This is a genomic window from Streptomyces sp. NPDC048612, assembly GCF_043199295.1.
Taxonomy (GTDB): Bacteria; Actinomycetota; Actinomycetes; order Streptomycetales; family Streptomycetaceae; genus Streptomyces.
This window is the reverse complement of sequence record NZ_JBICVV010000006.1, coordinates 154,140-174,546: the sequence shown is the minus strand read 5'-3', so window position 1 is coordinate 174,546 and position 20,407 is coordinate 154,140. Positions and strand designations below refer to the sequence as shown.

Below are 20,407 nucleotides of genomic sequence, written 5' to 3'. Positions count from 1 at the left end.
GGAGGAGCGAGGAGGAGTGATGGACGATCAGGACACGGAGCAGCAGAGCAACCGGTGGGCGCCGTCCGACAGATGGCAGGTCGTCATCGGGGCGCTCGGTCTGCTGGTGGCGATCGTCGCGTGTGTGGGGCAGTTCGCCCGGTAGGTGACGGGACCGGCCCCATGGGTCCGGACACGGCCGGCACCCGTCCTCGTGGCGGGACGGTCAACGGGGGAGTGCCCGGGCTCGCCGTGCACCGCGCGCCGCACCCCCTTGTGTGCCTGTGCCCGCACTCCCGAGCCTTTGCGCCTTTCCCTCGGGTCTGCCCCTCCCGCACCCCGCGCGCCACCCTCCCCACCCCCGCCCATGTGACGCAGGCAACATTCACCCCGTCTTGACGCACCCCCCGTGTAATCGATTTCGTAGCCTCCGCGCGTTCCCCACGGAATCGATTACACGACGATCACGCACACGACGATCACGCGCAGCGAAACCCGCCCCCGTACCGGAGGCGGTGCACGGACAGACGGAACAGCGAACGGACGGCGACGGTGCCATGGCGAACATCAAGGATGTGGCAGAGCGGGCAGGGGTCTCCGTCGCCACGGTGTCGCGGGTCCTCAACGGCCACAGCCCGGTCGCCGAGACCCGGGAGCGGGTGCTCGCCGCCGTACGGGAGCTGGGCTACCGCCCCAACAACGTCGCCCGCGCACTGCGCACCGCACGGACCGGTGCGCTCGGCCTGATCATCAGCGATCTCACCAACCCCTTCTTCACCGAGCTGGCCGACGCCGTCGAGGACGAGGCCCGCAGCCTCGGCTACAGCCTGGTCATCGGCAACGCCGGTGAGCGCCCCGACCAGCAGGACGACTACATCCGCACCCTGCTCGACCGCCGGATCGACGGCCTGCTGGTCAGCTCGGCCGGCACCGGTTCGACGATGCTCAGCGAGGTGGTCGCGTCCGGCACCCCGCTGGTGCTGCTGGACCGCACCGTGCCCGGCGTCGACGCCCCCTGCGTCCGCGCCGACGGCCGTACCGCGCTCACCGAGCTGGCCGCGCATCTCGCCGCCCACGGCCGCCGCCGCCCCGCGATCATCGTCGCCCCGGCCGGCACCCCCACCGGTGACGAGCGCCTGCGCCTGTTCCGGACGGCGCTGGCCGGATACGGCCTGACCCTGCCCGACGAGCGGGTCGGTTCCACCCCCGACCTCCAGCACACCGGCGGCCGGCAGGTGATGAGCGCCTTCCTCGACCTCGCCGAGCCGCCGGACGCGGTGCTGGCCACCGACAACCTGATGGCCCTGGGCGCGATGGACGAACTCCGCGCCCGCGGGCTGCGGGTGCCCGATGACATGGCGCTGGTGGTGTACGACGACGTGCCGTGGTTCACGCACACCGATCCGCCGCTGACCGCCATCACCCAGCCCACCCGCGAACTGGGCCGGGCCGCCGTACACACCCTGCTGGCGCGGATCGAGGACCGGCCCGCCGGCTCGGTGCTGCTGCCCGCCCGGCTGGTCGCCCGCCGCTCCTGCGGCGAGGTGCCCGCCCCCTGAGCCGGCCCGCCCGGTGCCCGTGTCCGCCATGCCGACACGGCTTCCCCGTCCGGGCGGGCCACCCATCCCCATCCCCACCCTCACCCCACCTGAGCCAGCCACCACACAAGCCATCCGAGGAAGAGAGGGGCAGCGCATGACCGGCGTCAACGACGACGTACCGGGCGGACGCGAACTGCTGCGCGTGGAGGGGGTGACGAAGTCGTTCCCGGGCGTCCGCGCGCTCGACGGCGTGGACCTCACCCTGCGCACCGGTGAGGTGCATGTCCTGCTCGGCGAGAACGGTGCGGGCAAGAGCACCCTCATCAAGATGCTCTCCGGCGCCCACCGCCCCGACGCGGGCCGCCTCCTCGTGGACGGCGACGAGGCCACCATCCGCTCGGCGCAGGACGCCGAACGGCTCGGCATCGCCACCATCTACCAGGAGTTCAACCTCGTCCCCGGGATGACCGTCGCCGAGAACCTCTTCCTGGGCCGGCAGCCGCGCACCCGGCTCGGGCTGGTCGACCGGAAGACGATGCGGACCCGGGCCGCCGGCCTGCTGCGGCGGGTACGGCTCGACGTGTCCCCCGACACCCCGGTCTCCGAACTCGGCATCGCCCGCCTCCAAATGGTCGAGATCGCCAAGGCGCTGAGCCTGGACGCCCGGGTCCTGATCATGGACGAGCCGACCGCGGTGCTGACCTCCGAGGAGGTCGAGACCCTCTTCGAGATCGTCCGCGAACTGCGCGACAGCGGCGTCGGCATCATCTTCATCACCCACCACCTGGAGGAGATCGGCGCACTCGGCGACCGGGTCACCGTCCTGCGGGACGGCCGCTCCGTCGCACAGGTGCCGGCCTCGACGGACGAGGACGAGCTGATCCGCCTCATGGTGGGCCGGGACATCGCCGAGCAGTACCCGAGGCAGCGCCCCGAGGCGCCGGGCGCGCCCCTGCTGCGCGTCCGCGGGCTGAGCCGCGACGGCGCCGCCGCCGGGCCGGTCTTCGAGGGCATCGACTTCGAGGTGCGGGCCGGCGAGGTCGTGGGCCTCGCCGGGCTGGTCGGCGCGGGCCGCACGGAGGTGGTCCGGGCGATCTTCGGCGTCGACCGCTATGACGCCGGGACGGTCGAGATCGACGGCAAGGAGCTGGCCGCCGGCGACGTCCGGGCCGCGATGCGCGCCGGGCTCGGCCTCGTACCGGAGGACCGCAAGGGCCAGGGCCTGGTGCTGGACGCCTCGCTGCAGGACAACCTCACCCTGGCCCGGCTCGACCGCGACAGCCGCGGCGGGCTGGTGGACCGGGGCGCGCAGCGGCGCGAAGCGGCCGCGGTGGCCGCGCAGCTGAAGGTCCGGATGAGCGGCCTGGGCCAGAGCGCCCGCACCCTCTCCGGCGGCAACCAGCAGAAGATCGTCATCGGCAAGTGGCTGCTGACGGACACCCGGCTGCTGATCCTCGACGAGCCGACGCGCGGTATCGACGTCGGCGCCAAGGTCGAGATCTACCAGCTGATCAACGAGCTGACGGCGGCCGGCCGCGCGGTCCTGATGATCTCCAGCGATCTGCCCGAGGTCCTCGGGATGAGCGACCGGGTGCTGGTGATGTCGCAGGGCCGGCTGGCCGGTGAGCTGTCGGCCGAAGAGGCCACCCAGGACGCCGTGATGGAGCTGGCGCTCCAGACCCCCGGCTCCCCCAAGAGCACCAAGCACCACGACGAGAGCGCGATGGAGGGCTCCGATGTCCACTGAGGTGAAGACAGGAGCCGCCGCCGAGGCGGTGGGACAGGCACCGGACCGGGACGGCTTCGGGCCGTGGTTCTCCCGGGCGGTCCTCAGGAACGGCCCGCTGGGCGGGCTGATCGCACTGGTCGTCGTGATGGCGGTGCTGTCCAGGGACTTCCTCAACGGGCAGAACCTCCTCAACGTCGGCGTCCAGGCGTCGGTCACCGCGATCCTCGCCTTCGGCGTCACCTTCGTGATCGTCTCGGCCGGTATCGACCTGTCGGTCGGCTCGGTCGCCGCGCTCTCCGCCACCGTCATGGCCTGGGCGGCGACCAACGAGGGCCTGCCCGTCTGGGCGGCGGTCCTGCTCGGCCTGGTGGTCGGCGCGGCGGCCGGCCTGGTCTCCGGCGCGCTGGTCGCCTACGGCAAACTGCCCGCGTTCATCGCCACCCTGGCGATGCTGTCGGTCGGCCGCGGCCTGGCCCTGGTCATCTCCGGCGGCTCCCCGATCGCCTTGCCCGCCTCGGTCGGCGCGCTCGGTGACACCCTCGGCGGCTGGCTGCCGGTGCCGGTCCTGGTGATGATCGCGATGGGGCTGATCGCCGCGCTGGTGCTGGCCCGTACCCACGCCGGCCGGGCGATGTTCGCGATCGGCGGCAACGAGGAGGCGGCCCGGCTCTCCGGCATCGACGTCAGGCGCCGCAAGCTCGCGATCTACGCGATGTCCGGGGTGTTCGCCGCGGTCGCCGGCATCGTGCTCGCCGCCCGGCTCACCTCTGCCCAGCCGCAGGCCGCCACCGGCTACGAGCTGGACGCGATCGCCGCCGTCGTCATCGGCGGGGCCAGCCTCTCCGGCGGCTCCGGCAAGGCCTCCGGCACTCTCATCGGCGCGCTGATCCTCGCCGTCCTGCGCAACGGCCTCAACCTGCTGAGCGTCTCGGCGTTCTGGCAGCAGGTCGCCACCGGACTGGTCATCGCGCTGGCGGTGCTCCTGGACACGCTGCGCCGCCGGAGCGCGCGATGAGCGCCCGGCGGACCACCCGGATCAGGGCCGCGCTGGCGGCCGGGCTGGCGGCGACCGCCGTCCTGGGCCTGGCCGGCTGTGACCGGGGCGGCAACACCGACCTGGGGCTGGCGCTGTCCACGATGAACAACCCGTTCTTCGTCGGCATCAAGGAAGGCGCCCAGGCCGAGGCGGACGCCCGCGGACTGCACCTCAACATCACCGACGCGCAGAACGACCCCACCCAGCAGATCAACCAGATGGAGACGTTCACCAGCCAGAACGTCAAGGCGGCCATCATCAACCCGGTCGACTCCGACGCCGCCGTCCCGGCCGTCGGCGTCGCCAACCGGGCGAAGGTGCCGGTGATCTCCATCGACCGCGGTGTCAACGGCGGCACGGTCGGCTCGACCATCGCCTCCGACAACGTCGCGGGCGGCCGGCTCGCCGCGAAGACGCTGGCCGACTCGCTCGGCGGCAAGGGCAAGGTGGCCTTCCTGGAGGGCCAGGCCGGCACCTCCGCCGCCCGCGAGCGCGGCAAGGGCTTCGAGGAGGGCATCAAGAAGTACCCCGGCATCGAGGTCGTCGCCCGCCAGCCCGCGGACTTCGACCGCACCAAGGGCATGGACGTGATGACCAACATGCTCCAGGCGCACCGCGACATCGGCGGGGTGTTCGCCGCCAACGACGAGATGGCGCTGGGCGCTTCCAAGGCGCTGGGCGGCCGCTCCGGCAAGGACGTCAAGGTGGTGGCGTTCGACGGCACCCCGGACGGCGTCAGGGCGGTCCGCGGCGGCACCCTGACGGCCACCGTCGCCCAGCAGCCAAAACTCCTCGGCAAGCAGGCCGTGGACTGGGCGCTGAAGGCCTCCCGCGGTGAGAAGCTGCCGCAGTCGGTCAGGGTGCCGGTGGTGCTGGTGACCGCGGAGAACGCCGCGAAGTTCGACGGCTGAAGTCATGGCAGAAGCGGGAGAGATGAGAAGAAGTGGGAGAGCGGTGCATGTATGACGTCCTGGTGGTCGGCTCGGCCAACGCGGATCTGACGGTACGGGTCGACCGGCGGCCCGGCGCGGGCGAGACGGTGCTCGGCACGGACCTGGTCGAGTCGGCCGGCGGCAAGGGCGCCAACCAGGCGGCCGCCGCGGCCCGGATCGGCGGGCGCACCGCGCTGCTGGCCCGGGTCGGCGGCGACGCCTACGGGCAGCTGCTGCTCGCAGCCCAGCGCGCGGCGGGCACCGATGTCACCCCGGTCATCGTGGACGAGGCGGCCCGCACCGGCACCGCGATGATCATCGTCGACCCGGACGGGGACAACAGCATCGTGGTGTCGCCCGGCGCCAACGCCGCGCTCACCCCGCAGGACGTGGCCGCCGCGAAGGACACCATCGAGGCCTCCGCCGTGGTCTCCCTCCAGCTGGAGATCCCCATGGAGTCCGTGCGGGCCGCCGCCGCGGCCGCCGAACAGGCCGGTGCCCGCGTGGTGTTCAACCCCTCCCCGGCTCCCGCCACCGCGCCGGCCCCCGAACTCCTCGCGGTGGCCGACCCGCTGGTGGTCAACGAGCACGAGGCGCGGCAGCTCTCCGGGCTGACCGACGGCACCCCCGCCGAGTGGGCGCAGGCCCTGCGCGACCGGGGCGCCCGCTCCGTCGTGGTCACCCTCGGCGGCGACGGCGCGCTGGTCCTGGACGCCTCCGGAGCCGAGAACGTCCCGGGCGTACGCGTCACCGCCGTCGACACCACCGGCGCCGGCGACGCCTTCACCGGCGCCCTCGCCACCCGCCTGGCCCGCGGCGACGCGCTCCCCGAGGCGGCCCGCTTCGCCGTACGGGTCGGCGCCGCCGCCGTCACCAAGCCGGGCGCCCAGCCGTCCTACCCGACCCGGGCGGAACTGGAGCTGCTGGCGCCGGAGCAGCCGCAGGGCTGAGGCCCCGGCACCGCCCGGCCGCCGCGTCCCGCGCGGTGGCCGGGCGGTGCCGACGGCCACCGGTGTCACCGCCCGTCCCGCTCCTTCGGCCCGTACAGCGCGCGGTCCGCGCCGGTCGCCAGCGCCCAGTAGCGGTCGCCGTAGGACCAGTGCCACCACTCGGTGGGGTAGTTGACGAGACCGGCGGCGGTCAGTGCGGCGTTCAGTACCCGGCGGTGGGTGCGTGCGGCGGGCGTCAGATCCGGGGCGCCCGTGTAGCAGGCCCCCTCGCTCTCCTCCGGGCTGGCGTTGACCGGCGTCCCCATGTCGACATGTCCCCCGTCGGCGGTCACGAGGGTGAGGTCCACCGCGCCGCCGGCGCTGTGCGGTGCGATCCCGGGCGGCGAGACGTACCGGCTGGCGGCCCGGTGCAGCCGCTCGGCGTCCCAGTCCGGGTGGGCGGCGCGCAGTTCTCCGGTGTATTCCTCGAAGTAGCGGCGCTGCAGCCCCGGCGGCCGGTAGCCCTCGACGAACTGCAGCCGCAGCCCGTCCGGCAGCGACTCCTGCGCCGCCAGCAGCCGTTGGAGCACACCTTCCCGCAGGAAGGCGAAGTCGCCCGGCGCGTCCTGCCGTTCCCCGGCCACCAGCAGTCCGGGCGCCGCGGTCCGTACGTCCACCAGCCGCTCACCGCACTCCGCCACGGGGATCGCGGCCACCGCCGGGTCCGACATCAGCGTGATCCGGTCGCGGACATCGGTGAGCACCAGCTCCGCCCCGTTCCCCGGCTCCGCCCCGGTCCACTCGGCGGCCGTCACCGCCCGCTCGCCCGACGGCAGCCAGGCGCCGCTGAGACCGCACCCCGCGGCGGAACCGCCGGTGCCCAGCCCGTTGGCGAGCACCAGATGCAGCCCGTGCTCCCGCGCCGACTGCCCGTACCGCGCCACCCGCTCCGCCGTGCCGTGGAAGGAGCTGGCGAGGTACACCCGGCAGCCGTCCGCCGCGGCGCGCGCCGGGACCCCGGGGAAGCTGTTGTCGAAGCAGGTGGCGAGCGCGAACCGGATGCCGCCCAGGGTGAAACGGCCCTCGGCGGTGCCCGGCGCGAAGACCTCGTCCTCACCCTCGAAGAGGTGGACCTTGTCGTAGCGGGTGAGCGGGGCGCCGTCCGGGCCGAAGACGAACGAGGAGACGGCCGGGCGCGAGCCGTCCCCGGCGGTGCGGCCCGGCGCGTTCACGACCGCGGCGACCCCGTGCGCCCGGCAGGCCTCCTGTACGGGCGCCAGCCGGGCGTCGTCGGCCGTGACCGCGAGGCCCACGGGATCGGCGGCTATCCGGGCCAGGTCGTAGTGCGTCAGCGCGAGTTCGGGGAAGACCACCAGCCCGGCACCGCGCCCGGCGGCCTCGGCGAGGAGCCCGGCCATCCGGGCGGCGTTGGCCTCGATGTCGCCCGGCACGGGGAGGAATTGTGCGGCAGCAATGATCATCCGCCCATGATGCCGGGCGGCACGGGCGGACCCGGCGGAATCTCCCTCCCCGGCCCGCCCGTTGAACCGTCCACGACCTGAACCGTCTGCCTCTCGGCCCGCCTACTTCCGGGCCGCGGCCTCCGACGCCGCCACCGTCACGACCGCCCGCACCTGCCCGGTGATCGCGATCCGGTTCCGCACGAAGGCGGGGTCGGTGACCTGGCCGTGCGCCGGGTCCGTGTTGCCGGGGCCGAACTCCAGGACCGGAGTGTGCAGATGCCCGCCCGGGATCGCCGGCCGCACCGCGTCCCGCAGCAGCGTCGCCCGGTAGGCGATCTCGTTGGACAGGTAGTCGCCGCCGCCCCCGGAACGCGCCGTGGAGCCCGGGGTCGGGCCGTCCGGCCGGTCGACCGGTGCGCCGCCGCCCGCCGGGATCTCGGTCACGGCGGTGTGGTCGACCACCGGATACGGCCCGGTGCCGGCCGCCACGATCCGCGCGTACGGCAGGCTGGTGGCCGTCCACTGCGGCTGCGGCCGTACGGTCGGCACCCCCGCGGGAATCGGCACGACCTCCGTGCGGGACTCCCGGGCGTTGTCCGGATAGCCGCCCCGCCAGGCCCCGTTGGTCCGCTCGACGTCGAACCGTCCGGGCCGCCCCTGGCTGACCGTCGTGAACAGGTCGGCCTGCCGCGGCCCGCCCCGGAAGTGCGGCAGCAGGGTGCGCTCCACGGTGCCCGCCGCGAAGTCGGCCCACCGTACGGGGAAGACCGCGGTCTCGATCCGGGCCGGCTTCCCGGACGCGGTCCGCACCGTCGTCCCGTCCAGCGCGAGCGCCGCCGCCCCCGACGGATTGCTCCGCCGGGCGTCGTCGTCCAGCTGGAACGGGTCGAAGCCGGTCACCACGACCCGCAGCACCTCCTTCCCGCCGGGCAGCGCGATCGAGTCCTGCCCGCGCGAGCCCCGCTCCAGCGACCCGAGCAGGGCCTCGCGCTCGCTCTCGGTCAGCCCGAACTCCGGCCGCCACTGCCGTAGTTCCCTCGTCATCCCGAGCCGCGCCCAGTACAGCGGACGGTCGTCGTCCCGGCTCAGATCGCCCCCGGCGGGTCCGCGGCCCTGCGCCCGGTCCACGGCCCGCCGCCACAGCGCCCGCGCCTCGTCCGCGACCTGGCGCCGGGCCTCCGGGTAGCTCGTCACCCGCGCCAGACCGCGCGCGAAGTCCCGCTCCCACCCGTCGAATCCGCTGCGCCGCAGGATCTCCCGCGGTGCCGCCTGCGTCAGCCGCCCCTCCTCCACCGTGGTGTCCGCCGCGGGGGCCGCGGCGGCCGGGGCCGTCAGGGCCAGCGGGGCGACGGCCAGCAGCGCGACACCGAGCGCGCCCATCCTGGTACGTATGCGTGTCATGGGGCGAGTAAAGCGGGGCGCGCGCGGGGGCGGTAGAGGCGGTGTCGGGGACGCGCGGGGCCAACGGGCCCTTCCGGCCCACGGGTTCCGGGCGTCAGCGCTCGCCCGGCCTCTCATCCGGCCCCTCGCCGGGCTCCCCGCCCCGTTCCTCCCCGGGACCGTCACCGGCCTCCCCGGCCCCCGGCTCCCCGCACCCGAGCAGCGCCAGGAAGTCCCGGAAGGCCGCCGGCATGTCCACCTCGTCCGGGTCAAGCAGCCACTGCAGCTGCAGCCCGTCCATCGCGGCGACCATCAGCGGCGCCGCCCGCTCCGGCGTCAGCCCGCCGGGCAGGTCCTCGCCGCACTCGGTCCGCAGCACCGTGGCCATCGCCGCGCGCACGGCCCGGAAGCGGGACTCGAAGAACGGGCGGGCGGGGTGCTCCTCGGTGACACTGTCGGCGGACAGCACCGTGTAGGTCCGGACGAGGCCGGGGCGGGTGGCGTTGTAGTCGACGAGCTGGGCGAGGGTGTCGGTGTGCCGGGCGCCGGCCGCCGCGGCGGCCGAGGCCAGATCCCAGCGGTCGCGGGTCTCCAGCACCCCCACCAGCAGCAGCTCCTTGGAGGGGAAGTGGTGCAGCAGGCCCTGCTGGGTCAGCCCGGCGCGTTCCGCGACGGCGGCGAGCGAGGTACGGCGGTAGCCGCGCTCGGCGATCAGCTCCATGGCGGCCTCCAGGATCGCCGCACGCCGCTCCGCGCGCTGGGCCTCGCGCCCGCCGCCGGTCCGCCGTGCGCCCGGCCCGCAGCCGTGGTGTCCGTCCTGGTCTCGTGGAGTCACCGGCCGAGCGTAACCCTCCCGTGGAGATCCCGTACGACTGATGTAACGGAAAAGTAACGGCGCCTACCGGTCGGGAGGTAGTCCGACAAGAATCCGGACACGGGGGTTCGCACGTCCACCCAGGGAACACCGGAGAGCCGCATGACCGACCACCATCCCCACGGCCCCACCGCTGACGCCGCCCACCATCATGGCCCCGGCCGCGCGCAGGAGCACACCGCGGCCGTCGAGCGGGCCCTCGCCGCGCTCGACCTCGACACCAAGACCCGGCTGCTGTCCGGCCAGGACATGTGGACGCTGCCGGCCGTGCCCGCGATCGGGCTGCGGTCGCTGGTGATGTCGGACGGCCCGGTCGGGGTGCGCGGCCAGGAGTGGAACGCCGCGGACCCCTCGGTCGCGCTGCCCAGCCCCACGGCGCTGGCCGCCACCTGGGACCCCGAGCTGGCCCGCCGGGCCGGTCGGCTCCTCGCCCAGGAGGCCCGCCGCAAGGGCGTGCACGTCCTGCTGGCGCCCACGGTCAACCTGCACCGCTCACCGCTCGGCGGCCGGCACTTCGAGTGCTACGCGGAGGACCCGCTGCTCACCGGCGAGATCGGGGCGGGATATGTCCGCGGGGTGCAGGAGGGCGGCGTCGGCGCGACCGTCAAGCACTTCGTGGGCAACGACGCGGAGACAGACCGGCTCACCGTCGACAACCGCATCGCCCCCCGCCCGCTGCGCGAGCTCTATCTCGCGCCCTTCGAGCACCTCGTGGAAAACGCCCGCCCCTGGGCCGTGATGACCGCCTACAACCAGGTCAACGGCGCGACGATGACCGAACACCGGGACCTCGTCCAGGGCGTCCTGCGCGGTGAGTGGGGCTTCGACGGCTGCAACGTCTCCGACTGGACGGCCGCCCGGAACACCGTGCGCGCCCTGCGCGGCGGCCTGGACGTGGCCATGCCGGGGCCCCGTACGGTCTACGGCGCGCCGCTCGCCGAGGCCGTCCGCCGGGGGGAGGTGGCCGAGTCGGAGGTGGACGACGCGGTGCGCCGGGTGCTGCTGCTCGCCGCCCGCACCGGGTGCCTGGACGGGGTGCCGGCCGCGGTCGGCCCGGACGAGGTCCCGCGGGGGATCGACGGCCGGGCGCTGGCCCGTGAGGTCGCCCGGCGGGGGTGTGTCCTGCTGCGCAACGAGCCGGTGGACGGCGCGCGGCGGGCGCTGCCGCTCGACGCCGCCACGGTCCGCAGGGTCGCCGTCATCGGCGGGGCCGCGCGCGAGGCACGGGTGCTCGGCGGCGGGTCCGCGACCGTCTTCCCCGAGGCGGTCGTCTCCCCGCTGGAGGGGCTGCGCGCCGCGCTGCCCGACGACGTCGAGATCACCTTCGCGGCCGGCGCCGATCCGCGCTGCCGGGTCCCGCACGCCCGTGAGGGCTTCACCCTGCGCGCCCGCTACCTGGCCGCGGACGGCCGGACGCTCGCTGAGACCGCGCAGCACGACGGCAGGGTGCAGGTGATGGGCCGCTTCCCCGAGGGCGTCACCCGGCAGAACCTGAGCGCCGTCGAACTGACCGGCAGCTTCACCCCGCGGAACACCGGCAGCCACACCCTCGCCGTCACCGGCACCGGTGAGCTGCGGCTGACCGTCGGCGGCGCGGTGCTCTTCGACGGACGGTGCGCACCGGCGGGCGGTGACCCCTTCGAGGCGTTCCTGAACCCCGCCGAACGACGGGTCACGGCGCAGCTCACGGCGGACGAGCCGGTCGAGGTCGGCCTGCGGTACGTCCCGGACGGAACGGACCGCGGCGAGGGGCCGGCCGCGCTGACGTTCTCCCTCGGCCACCGGGCGCCGCGGGGCGACGCGGACGCGGAGATCACCGAGGCGGTCCGCGCCGCGGCCGGCGCCGATGTGGCGCTCGTCGTCGTCGGCACCACCGAGGAGACCGAGTCCGAGGGCTTCGACCGGGACGAGCTGCGGCTGCCGGGCCGCCAGGACGAGCTGGTGCGCCGGGTCGCCGCCGCCAACCCGCACACCGTCGTGGTCGTCAACTCCGGCTCCCCGGTGGAGCTTCCGTGGCGCGAGGAGGTCCCGGCCGTGCTGCTGAGCTGGTTCCCCGGCCAGGAGGCCGGGGCTGCGCTGGCGGACGTGCTGCTCGGCACCCATGAGCCGGGCGGCCGGCTGCCCACCACCTGGCCCGCCCGCCTCGACGACGCCCCGGTCACCACCGTCACCCCGGCCGACGGGCAACTCGACTACGCCGAGGGGGTGTTCGTCGGCTACCGCGGCTGGCAGCGGTCCGCGGCCGCCCCCGCCTACCCCTTCGGGCACGGCCTCGGCTACACCGACTGGGAGTACGAGTCGCTGGACACCACCCCGGACTCGGTGCGGGTGCGGGTCCGCAACGCGGGGGACCGGCCCGGACGCGAGGTCGTCCAGATCTACCTGGCGCCCACCGCGGACGCCGCCCCGGACGCTCCGGAGCGCCCGGAGCGCTGGCTGGCCGGCTTCTCCGTCGTCGAGGCCGGTCCCGGTGAGAGCGCCGAGGCCGAGATCCCGCTGCCGGACCGCGCGTTCGCCGTCTGGGACGCGGAGGGCGACGGCTGGCACCGGGTCAAGGGCGTCTACCTCGTCGAGGCGGCGCACAGCGTCGACGACCGCAGGCTGACGGCGGAGGTCACCGTCGGCTGACCGGGCCATGGGCGGGGGCGCTCCTCCCCAGGGACGCCCCCGCCGGTCCCGCCGTCCCCTCATGAGGGCACCACCGCCACATCACCGCCGCTCGTGCGAGCCGTGACCTTGTGCGCGGAGTTCTCGTCCGTCGCGACGGAGACCTTGCGGTTGCCGCCGCTCGTGGTGGCCTCCACGGCGTAGGCGCCCTTCGGCAGACGGATGGTGACATTGCCTCCGCTGGTGCGGCCCGACACCTCGTCCGGGGCCGTGGACAGCGCGAGATCCACGTTGCCGCCGCTGGTCCTCGCCTTCATCGCGCGGGCCGCGGAGTCCTTGACGGCGATGTTGCCGCCGCTGGTCTCCGCGGCGATGCCGCCCGCGGCGCCGCGGACGGTGATGTCCCCGCCGCTGGTCCGCAGGTCGACCCGGGCGTCGCGCGGCAGCAGCACCCGGTAGGCGACCTCGCACCGGCGCCCCATGCCGCACTCCTCGGCCTTGAGCGTCAGCGTGCCGTTCTCGACGCGGTGTTCCGGGCTCGGCTTGCTGTCGTTGTAGACGTACTTCTCCGTCACCCTGACCGGGCCGCCCGCGCCGACCGGGACGACCTCGATGTTCCCGCCGTGCGTCGTCGCGGACAGTGCGGTGACCCTGCCGTCCACGGTGTACGTGCGCTCCGCCCTCTTCACCGGGCCGTAGTCCGTCAGCGAGCAGCCAGCCATCATGACGGCCAACGCCGCACAGGACAGCACGAGATGAGGGGTACGCAGGCGGGCCATGATGAGAGGTCTCCCGGAAAAGGCGGCGAACGGAAACGGAACGGACCGGACAACCGATCACCGCCATCGTTCCGCGCCGCCCCGCCCCACGGCGTCGCCGCACAGGATGACCTTGGCCCCGCCGTGCCCTTAGGGGGTGTCGTTCGGATCAGGGCGGGCTCGCGGGGTCTGGTGCGCACGCTCGCCGCGTTGTCGTCACTCTTCCCCAAGCTCTCGGCTTCGCTCGAGCAGGGGAGGCCCCAACCGCTCCGCGTCGACTCCCTCCTCCGCCTTGCGATCGCACGCACCAGACCCCGCTCCCTGATCCGCCCTGATCCGAACGACACCCCTTAGGGGTCCCCCGCACTCCCCGCCCGCACCGAGAAGCGGTACACGGTCTCCGACCGGTAGGTCTCGCCGGGCCGCAGCACCGTGCTGGGGAAGTCCGGCCGGTTCGGCGAGTCCGGGAAGTGCTGGGTTTCCAGGGCCAGTCCGGCCGCCGGCCCGTAGGGGACGCCGGAGGTGCCGGTCAGGGTGCCGTCGAGATGGCCGGCGGTGTAGAGCTGCAGTCCGGGCTCGGTGGTGGCCAGTTCCAGGGCGCGGCCGGAAACGGGGTCGTACAACTCCGCGACCGTACGCAGCGCGTGGCGCACCCCGCCGTCCAGCGCGAAGTTGTGGTCGTAGGCCCCGTCCACCGCGCGCTCCGCCCGGAAGTCGAAGCGGGTGCCGGCGACCTCGGCCGGCGCGCCGGGCAGCGGAATGCCGCTGTCGTCGCACGGCGTGTACCGGGACGCCGCCAGCCGCAGCCGGTGGCCGGCGGCACTGCCGCTGCCGTCCCCGCCCAGATTGAGGTACGTGTGGTTGGTGAGGTTCACGACGGTCGGTGCGCCGGTCCGCGCACGGGAGACGATCCGCAGCGCGCCATCGCGGGAGAGGGCGTATGTCACCCGCACGTCCAGCGCGCCCGGGAAGCCCTCCTCCCCGTCCGGGCTGACCCGGCGCAGCTGCACCCCGCCGTCGACCGGCCGGGCGTCCCACACCACCCGGGAGAAGCTCCGCGCCCCGCCGTGCAGGCTGTTGTGCCCGTCGTTGGGCGTCAGCGTCCAGGTCCGGCCGTCGAGCCGGAACGCGGCCCCGGCGATCCGGTTCGCATACCGCCCGACCAGCGCGCCGAAGTGCGACCCGCCGTGCGCGACATACGAGCCGAGGTCCGCGAACCCCAGCGCCAGCTGCCCCCGCGCCCCGTCCCGGTCCGGTGCCTCCACCGTCTGGACGATGCCGCCATAGGTCAGGACACGCACCCGCACCCCGCCCGGCCCCGAATCCAGGGTCCAGCGGTCGACCCGCGTACCGTCGTCCAGTGCGCCGAAGGCTTCCCTGCTGACCTGCGTCGTCATGGCAGCGACCCTATGCCCGCCGGCCACCGGGACGGAGCCCGGGGGAGCGCGGTCAACCGCCGCGGCCGGGCCGGGTGATGGTGCGGAACGCCAGCTCCGCCAGCTGCTTCTGGCCGCCGGTGCCCGGGTGGAACCAGTCCCAGGTGCTCAACTGCCGCCCCGTGAAGCGGTAGTCGAAGACCGACTTGTCGAACCGGCACAGCGGGTCCTTGCCGCACACCTCCGCCAGCGCCGAGTTGTAGTCCCGCACCCGGTCCTGGACCTGCTCCCGCCGGTCCTGCGCCGCCGGCGTCAGATCGTCCGGATCGCGCAGCATGGACCCGCAGATCCCCAGCTTCCACACCTGCTTGCCGAGCGGGTTCTTGCGCCCCTCCGACCACAGCCGCAGCAGATCCGGCACCGCCGCGACATACACCTGGGTGTGCGGCAGCGCGCGCCGCAGATACTTCATGGAGCGCGCGAAGTCGGCGTGGAAGGCGTCCGTCGGCGTCATCGAGCGCACGTCGCGCCGGCAGGCGTCGTTGGCGCCGATCAGCACCGTGACCAGCTCCGGCTTCCGGTCGGCGGCCGCGGTGACCTGGTCCGGCAGATCGGTCATCAGCGCACCGGCGCGGGCGAGGTTCCAGCTCTGCTCGGCGGGGTTCTTGACGAGCCGTCGGGCCAGGCTGTCGACCTTGGGGCTGGTGCCGGTGGACCAGGAGACCTGCGGGCAGTCGGAGAGGACCGTACAGGCGTCGAAGCCGACGGTGATGGAGTCGCCGAGGGCCGCGATCGAGCGGGGGTGGGTGCGCCAGACGGGTGCCTTCGCGGCCTTCCGCTTGCCCGCCGCGCCGGACTGCGGAGCGGAGCCGCCGCCACTACAGGCGGTGAGGGCGATCACCAGTGCGGAACCGAGGGCGACGGTGCGTGAGGAACGGCGGCCGAGGCGGCGCCGCCACGGGCGAAAGGGCCGATCGATCCGCGTCATCCCCTGTCCCCTCCGGCGTGCGAGTGATATCTCTTCGGGTACCGACGGTACGTCACCCCCTCGACCGGCACCGCGCGATAGCTTTGCCCCGTGCTTGCCGGGCGGTGACCCGAAGTGGCGAGTGCAGTCGGCACAGACAAATTGCATCACGTCATTTCCTGTCCCATTTGCGGCAAATTCCGCCCAATGGTGTTTACTGTAGGTCACCAGCATGCTGGTGCCGAAGCGATCACCGGGGCAGAATGACAACTGTCCCGGCCGCAACCGGAACGGGCACGAGGCCGCTGGGGAAGGCGAACCTCGAACCGCACTGGAGGTCCCGGTGACGACACGTGGAGTTCTGTACGTCCACTCCGCTCCGCGCGCGCTGTGCCCGCACGTCGAATGGGCCGTGGCGGGCGTCCTCGGCGTGCGCGTCAACCTCGACTGGATTCGCCAGCCGGCGGCCCCCGGCACCTGGAGAGCCGAGTTCTCCTGGCAGGGCGAGGCCGGCACGGCGTCCAAGCTGGCCTCCGCGCTGCGCGGCTGGCACCTGCTGCGCTTCGAGGTGACCGCGGAACCCTGCTCCACCGCCGAGGGCGAGCGCTACAGCTCCACCCCCGAACTGGGCATCTTCCACGCCGTCACCGGCATCCACGGCGACATCCTCATCCCCGAGGACCGGCTGCGCGCCGCGGTCGTCCGCGCGGCCGGCGGCGAGACCGAACTCGCCGCCGAGGTCGCCAAGCTGCTCGGCAAACCCTGGGACGACGAGCTGGAACCCTTCCGCTACGCGGGCGAGGGCGCCCCGGTCCGCTGGCTCCACCAGGTCGTCTAGGACCCGCCGTTCGGACCGGGCCCGGCGCGCCCCGACGCGCGGGCGGCGCTCGCCTCCGCGCCCGCTCCGGGGACTGCGCGACAGCACGACTGGGGTGCTGACGGTCATCAACGGCACCGGCGAGGGGCGCGGCCAAGAGGACGCCGTGGCGGCGTACTTCGCGAGCTTCGGCGGCGGAGACGGCTGACACGCCCGAGGGCCCGCCCGGTGGGTTTCCACCGGGCGGGCCCTCAGGGTGTGCCGAAGGTGCCTCAGACCGTACGGAAGGCCAGGACCACGTTGTGGCCGCCGAAGCCGAACGAGTCGTTCAGGGCCGCGATCCGGCCCTCGGCCGGCAGCTGCCGGGGCTCGCCGCGGACGATGTCGGCGTCGGCCTCCGGGTCGAGCTGGTCGATGTTGATCGTCGGCGGGGCGACGCGGTTCTTGAGCGCGAGGACCGTGGCCACCGTCTCGACGCCGCCCGCGCCACCCAGGAGGTGACCGGTCATCGACTTCGTGCTGGTGATGGCCATGTGGTCGACGTCGTCACCGAACGCCTTGCGCAGCGCCCGGAGCTCACCGACGTCACCGGCCGGCGTCGAGGTCGCGTGCGCGTTGACGTGCACGATCTCGGCGGGCTGGAGGTCGGTGTTGTCGAGGAGGTTCTGCAGCGCCGCCGCGATGCCGTTGCCGGACGGCTCGGGCTGCGTGATGTGGTGCGCGTCGGCCGAGATGCCCTGGCCGACGGCCTCCGCGTAGATCTTGGCGCCGCGGGCCCTGGCGTGCTCCTCGGACTCCAGGACGATCACGCCGGCGCCCTCGCCGAGCACGAAGCCGTTGCGGTCGACGTCCCAGGGACGCGAGGCGCCCTGCGGGTCGTCGTTGTTCTTGGACATCGCCATCATGTTGCCGAACGCGACGATCGGCAGCGGGTGGATGGCGGCCTCCGTGCCTCCCGCGACGACGACGTCGGCGCGGCCGGAGCGGATCATCTCGATCGCGTAGCCGATGGCCTCCGCGCCCGACGCACAGGCCGAGACCGGCGTGTGCACACCGGCACGGGCGTTGAACTCGATACCGACGTTCGCGGACGGCGAGTTCGGCATCAGCATCGGCACGGTGTGCGGGGAGACGCGGCGGACGCCCTTCTCCTTGAGCACGTCGTACTGGTCGAGCAGGGTCGTCACGCCGCCGATGCCGGAGGCGATGACGGCGCCCAGACGGTCGGGGTTGACCGCAGTGTCCTCGCCGGCCTTGGCGGTGAAGCCCGCGTCCTTCCAGGCCTCCTGGGCCGCGACGAGCGCGAACTGCGCCGAGCGGTCCAGCTTGCGGGCCTGCGGGCGCGGAATGATCTCGGAGGGCTCGACGGCGATCTGACCGGCGATACGGACCGGCAGATCGGTGGCCCACTCCTGTTCGAGGGTGCTGATGCCGGAGCGTCCGGCCAGCAGGCCCTCCCAGGTCGAAGCGGTGTCGCCACCCAGCGGTGTGGTTGCGCCGATACCGGTGACGACCACGGTGCGATTGGTCGCGTTCACGGGAATTCTTACTCCACGGGTAGAGGGGTCTGAATCGACGGCGCCACCGCGGGGTGGCGACTGCGCAGAAGCTGGATCAGCTCTGGTGCTTGAGGATGTAGTCGGTCGCGTCGCCGACCGTCTTGAGGTTCTTGACGTCGTCGTCCGGGATCTTCACGTCGAAGCGCTCTTCGGCGGCGACGACGACCTCGACCATGGACAGCGAGTCGACGTCCAGGTCGTCGGTGAAGGACTTGTCCACCTGGACGTCCTCGGTGGGAATCCCGGCGATCTCGTTCACGATCTCGGCGAGACCGGCGACGATCTCTTCCTGAGTGGCGGCCATGATGGCGCTCCTTCGGTCATTTTATGGGGAAACTGCGTTACTTGCGGTGAAGATCCTTGCGACGGCCGAGACGTCCGGGGACGTACGGTGCTGCGCAGATCTGCCTAGGGGAGGGTAACGACCGTAGCGGCGTACACGAGACCCGCCCCGAAGCCGATGACCAGCGCGGTGTCGCCGCTCTTGGCCTGTCCGGTCGCCAACAGCCGCTCCATGGCGAGCGGGATGGAGGCGGCCGAGGTGTTGCCGGTGGTCTCCACGTCGCGGGCGACCGTCACGCTCTCCGGCAGCTTCAGAGTCTTCACCATCGAGTCGATGATCCGCATGTTGGCCTGGTGCGGAATGAAGACGTCCAGGTCGTCCGGGCTGATGCCGGCCGCGTCCAGCGCCTGCTGGGCGACCTTCGCCATCTCGAACACCGCCCACCGGAAGACCGCCTGGCCCTCCTGGGTGATGGCCGGGTAGCGGATCTCCTCCGGAGCCGGACGGCCCTCGGGGGCGTCCCCTCCGGGCACCGGGGTGGGGCGGTAGACGTCCCAGCCGAGGGTCTGCTTGATGGTCTCGGACTTGTCGCCCTCCGACCCCCAGACCGTCGGGCCGATGGCGGGCTCGTCGGCCGGACCGACGATCACCGCGCCGGCCCCGTCACCGAAGAGGAAAGCCGTCGCACGGTCCTCCAGGTCGGTCAGGTCCGAGAGCCGCTCCACACCGAGGACCAGCACGTACTCCGCCGAGCCCTCGGTCACCAGACCCTTGGCCAGGGTCAGGCCGTAGCCGAAGCCCGCACAGCCCGCCGAGATGTCGAACGCGGCCGGCTTGCCGGCGCCGATCCGGTGCGCGATCTCCGTCGCGACCGCCGGGGTCTGCTTGAAGTGCGAGACGGTGGAGACGATCACGGCGCCGATCTGCTCGGGCGTGATCCCCGCGTCGGCGATGGCCTTGCCGGACGCCTCGACCGACATGGTCGCCACGGTCTCCTCGGGGCCCGCCCAGTGGCGGGTCGCGATACCGGACCGCGAACGAATCCACTCGTCGGACGAGTCGATGTGCTTGAGGATCTCCTCGTTCGGCACGACACGGGTCGGGCGGTAGCCGCCGACGCCCATGATCCGCGCGTACGGGGCGCCCTTCGAGGGCTTGATCTTCGAGGTCATGCGCTGCGGACTCCTATTCGGCCGGTGCGGATTGCTCGGCGATCAGCGTGCGGGCCGCGTCGAGGTCGTCGGGCGTCTTGAGGGCGAGGGTCCGCACGCCGGGCAGTGCGCGCTTGGCCAGGCCGGTGAGCGTGCCGCCGGGGGCCGCCTCGATGAGGGTGGTGACCCCCAGCTCCTTGAAGGTCTCCATGCACAGGTCCCAGCGCACGGGGTTGGCCACCTGGCCCACCAGCCGCTGCACCAGCTCCTGGCCGGAGGAGACCAGCGCGCCGTCCTTGTTGGAGACGTAGCGGGTGTACGGATCGGCGACCGGCAGCTGGGCGGTCGCGGATTCCAGGGCGGAGACGGCGGGAGCCATGTGGTGAGTATGGAACGCGCCGGCCACCTTCAGCGGTACGACCCGGCGAGTGCCCTCCGGCTTGTTCTCGACCAGCGCGGCGATCTGCTCGGCGGTGCCCGCGGCGACGATCTGGCCGGCGCCGTTCACGTTCGCCGCAGTCAGGCCCAGCTGCTCCAGATGCGGGATGACGACGGCCTCGTCGCCGCCCAGCAGCGCGGCCATACCGGTCTCGGTGACGGCGGCGGCCTCGGCCATCGCCAGACCGCGCCGGCGCACCAGCACCATCGCGTCCTCGTCGGACAGCGTGCCGGCCAGCGCAGCGGCGGCCAGCTCACCGACGCTGTGGCCGGCCACCGCGCCGGCCTGTGCGGCGACGGCGTCGGCCTGCGGGAACAGCTGCCTGGCGGAGAGCAGGGCGGAGGCCACCAGCAGCGGCTGCGCCACCGAGGTGTCGCGGATCTCCTCCTCGTCCGCCTTGGTGCCGTAGTGGACCAGGTCCAGGTCGATGGCGTCCGACCAGGCACGGAGCCGGTCCTCGACACCGGGAAGGTCGAGCCAGGGAGTCAGGAAGCCGGGCGTCTGAGCGCCTTGGCCGGGAGCGACGAGTACGAGCACCCTCACACTCTCTCTTGTGGGTGGTTCCGCCCGCCCGTGGGGACAGGGAC

General features: G+C 73.4%; 16 protein-coding genes and 1 pseudogene. 7 read left to right on the top strand and 10 right to left on the bottom strand.

The annotated features are described in order from the left end of the window. The first annotated feature begins 19 nt into the window (after positions 1-19). From ACGFN2_RS12460 to ACGFN2_RS12440, 5 genes and pseudogenes are all read left to right on the top strand, one after another. Positions 20-145 (top strand): hypothetical protein, encoded by a 126-nt coding sequence (locus tag ACGFN2_RS12460; protein ID WP_362612174.1) that lies wholly within the window; start codon positions 20-22, stop codon positions 143-145. A gap of 391 nt (positions 146-536) precedes the next feature. Beyond that, positions 537-1,538, top strand: a complete 1,002-nt coding sequence (locus tag ACGFN2_RS12455; protein WP_362612172.1) for a LacI family DNA-binding transcriptional regulator — start codon at positions 537-539, stop codon at positions 1,536-1,538. Positions 1,539-1,674: 136 nt separating this feature from the next. Continuing rightward, entirely contained in the window at positions 1,675-3,267 is a 1,593-nt protein-coding gene (locus ACGFN2_RS12450; RefSeq protein WP_393359674.1) for a sugar ABC transporter ATP-binding protein, read from the top strand. Continuing rightward, a pseudogene (locus ACGFN2_RS12445) lies at positions 3,257-5,196 on the top strand (substrate-binding domain-containing protein). The gene ACGFN2_RS12450 and the pseudogene ACGFN2_RS12445 overlap by 11 nt, the downstream one beginning before the upstream one ends. Positions 5,197-5,243: 47 nt before the next feature. Further along, complete coding sequence (locus ACGFN2_RS12440) at positions 5,244-6,167, top strand: ribokinase (protein ID WP_393359672.1); 924 nt, start codon at positions 5,244-5,246, stop codon at positions 6,165-6,167. Between the two features lie 65 nt (positions 6,168-6,232). Here the strand turns inward: ACGFN2_RS12440 and ACGFN2_RS12435 are convergent, their stop codons facing one another. From ACGFN2_RS12435 to ACGFN2_RS12425, 3 genes are all read right to left on the bottom strand, one after another. Next, positions 6,233-7,627, bottom strand: coding sequence for a nitrilase-related carbon-nitrogen hydrolase (locus ACGFN2_RS12435; RefSeq protein ID WP_393359670.1), 1,395 nt, complete (start codon positions 7,625-7,627; stop codon positions 6,233-6,235). A 102-nt stretch (positions 7,628-7,729) separates the two neighbouring features. After that, positions 7,730-9,010, bottom strand: coding sequence for a pyroglutamyl peptidase (locus ACGFN2_RS12430; protein ID WP_393359668.1), 1,281 nt, complete (start codon positions 9,008-9,010; stop codon positions 7,730-7,732). Between the two features lie 94 nt (positions 9,011-9,104). After that, positions 9,105-9,824 (bottom strand): TetR/AcrR family transcriptional regulator, encoded by a 720-nt coding sequence (locus ACGFN2_RS12425; protein ID WP_393359666.1) that lies wholly within the window; start codon positions 9,822-9,824, stop codon positions 9,105-9,107. Positions 9,825-9,965: 141 nt separating this feature from the next. On the opposite strand from ACGFN2_RS12425, the gene ACGFN2_RS12420 reads away from it, so the two are divergent. Further along, entirely contained in the window at positions 9,966-12,491 is a 2,526-nt protein-coding gene (locus ACGFN2_RS12420) for a beta-glucosidase (protein ID WP_393359664.1), read from the top strand. A gap of 59 nt (positions 12,492-12,550) precedes the next feature. On the opposite strand, the gene ACGFN2_RS12415 is transcribed toward ACGFN2_RS12420, so the two are convergent. From ACGFN2_RS12415 to ACGFN2_RS12405, 3 genes are all read right to left on the bottom strand, one after another. Next, entirely contained in the window at positions 12,551-13,249 is a 699-nt protein-coding gene (locus ACGFN2_RS12415; protein ID WP_393359662.1) for a DUF4097 family beta strand repeat-containing protein, read from the bottom strand. Positions 13,250-13,578: 329 nt separating this feature from the next. Further along, positions 13,579-14,625: an aldose epimerase family protein gene (locus tag ACGFN2_RS12410; protein WP_393359660.1), complete on the bottom strand. Its 1,047-nt coding sequence runs from the start codon at positions 14,623-14,625 to the stop codon at positions 13,579-13,581. 52 nt (positions 14,626-14,677) lie between these two features. Further along, complete coding sequence (locus ACGFN2_RS12405; RefSeq protein ID WP_362608493.1) at positions 14,678-15,592, bottom strand: SGNH/GDSL hydrolase family protein; 915 nt, start codon at positions 15,590-15,592, stop codon at positions 14,678-14,680. Positions 15,593-15,914: 322 nt separating this feature from the next. Here ACGFN2_RS12405 and ACGFN2_RS12400 point away from each other — a divergent pair, with 322 nt between their 5' ends. Further along, positions 15,915-16,409, top strand: a complete 495-nt coding sequence (locus ACGFN2_RS12400; protein WP_393359658.1) for a DUF3145 domain-containing protein — start codon at positions 15,915-15,917, stop codon at positions 16,407-16,409. Between the two features lie 251 nt (positions 16,410-16,660). On the opposite strand, the gene fabF is transcribed toward ACGFN2_RS12400, so the two are convergent. The 4 genes from fabF to ACGFN2_RS12380 all read right to left on the bottom strand — a co-directional run bounded on the left by fabF (position 16,661) and on the right by ACGFN2_RS12380 (position 20,357). Then, positions 16,661-17,926, bottom strand: a complete 1,266-nt coding sequence (gene fabF / locus ACGFN2_RS12395) for a beta-ketoacyl-ACP synthase II (protein ID WP_362608490.1) — start codon at positions 17,924-17,926, stop codon at positions 16,661-16,663. A 76-nt stretch (positions 17,927-18,002) separates the two neighbouring features. Next, positions 18,003-18,251, bottom strand: coding sequence for an acyl carrier protein (locus ACGFN2_RS12390; RefSeq protein ID WP_006605825.1), 249 nt, complete (start codon positions 18,249-18,251; stop codon positions 18,003-18,005). A 104-nt stretch (positions 18,252-18,355) separates the two neighbouring features. Then, the gene (locus ACGFN2_RS12385; RefSeq protein WP_362608488.1) at positions 18,356-19,402 is read right to left on the bottom strand and encodes a ketoacyl-ACP synthase III; all 1,047 of its coding nucleotides are present in this window, start codon (positions 19,400-19,402) and stop codon (positions 18,356-18,358) included. Between the two features lie 13 nt (positions 19,403-19,415). Then, positions 19,416-20,357, bottom strand: coding sequence for an ACP S-malonyltransferase (locus ACGFN2_RS12380; protein ID WP_393359655.1), 942 nt, complete (start codon positions 20,355-20,357; stop codon positions 19,416-19,418). Positions 20,358-20,407 lie beyond the last annotated feature (50 nt).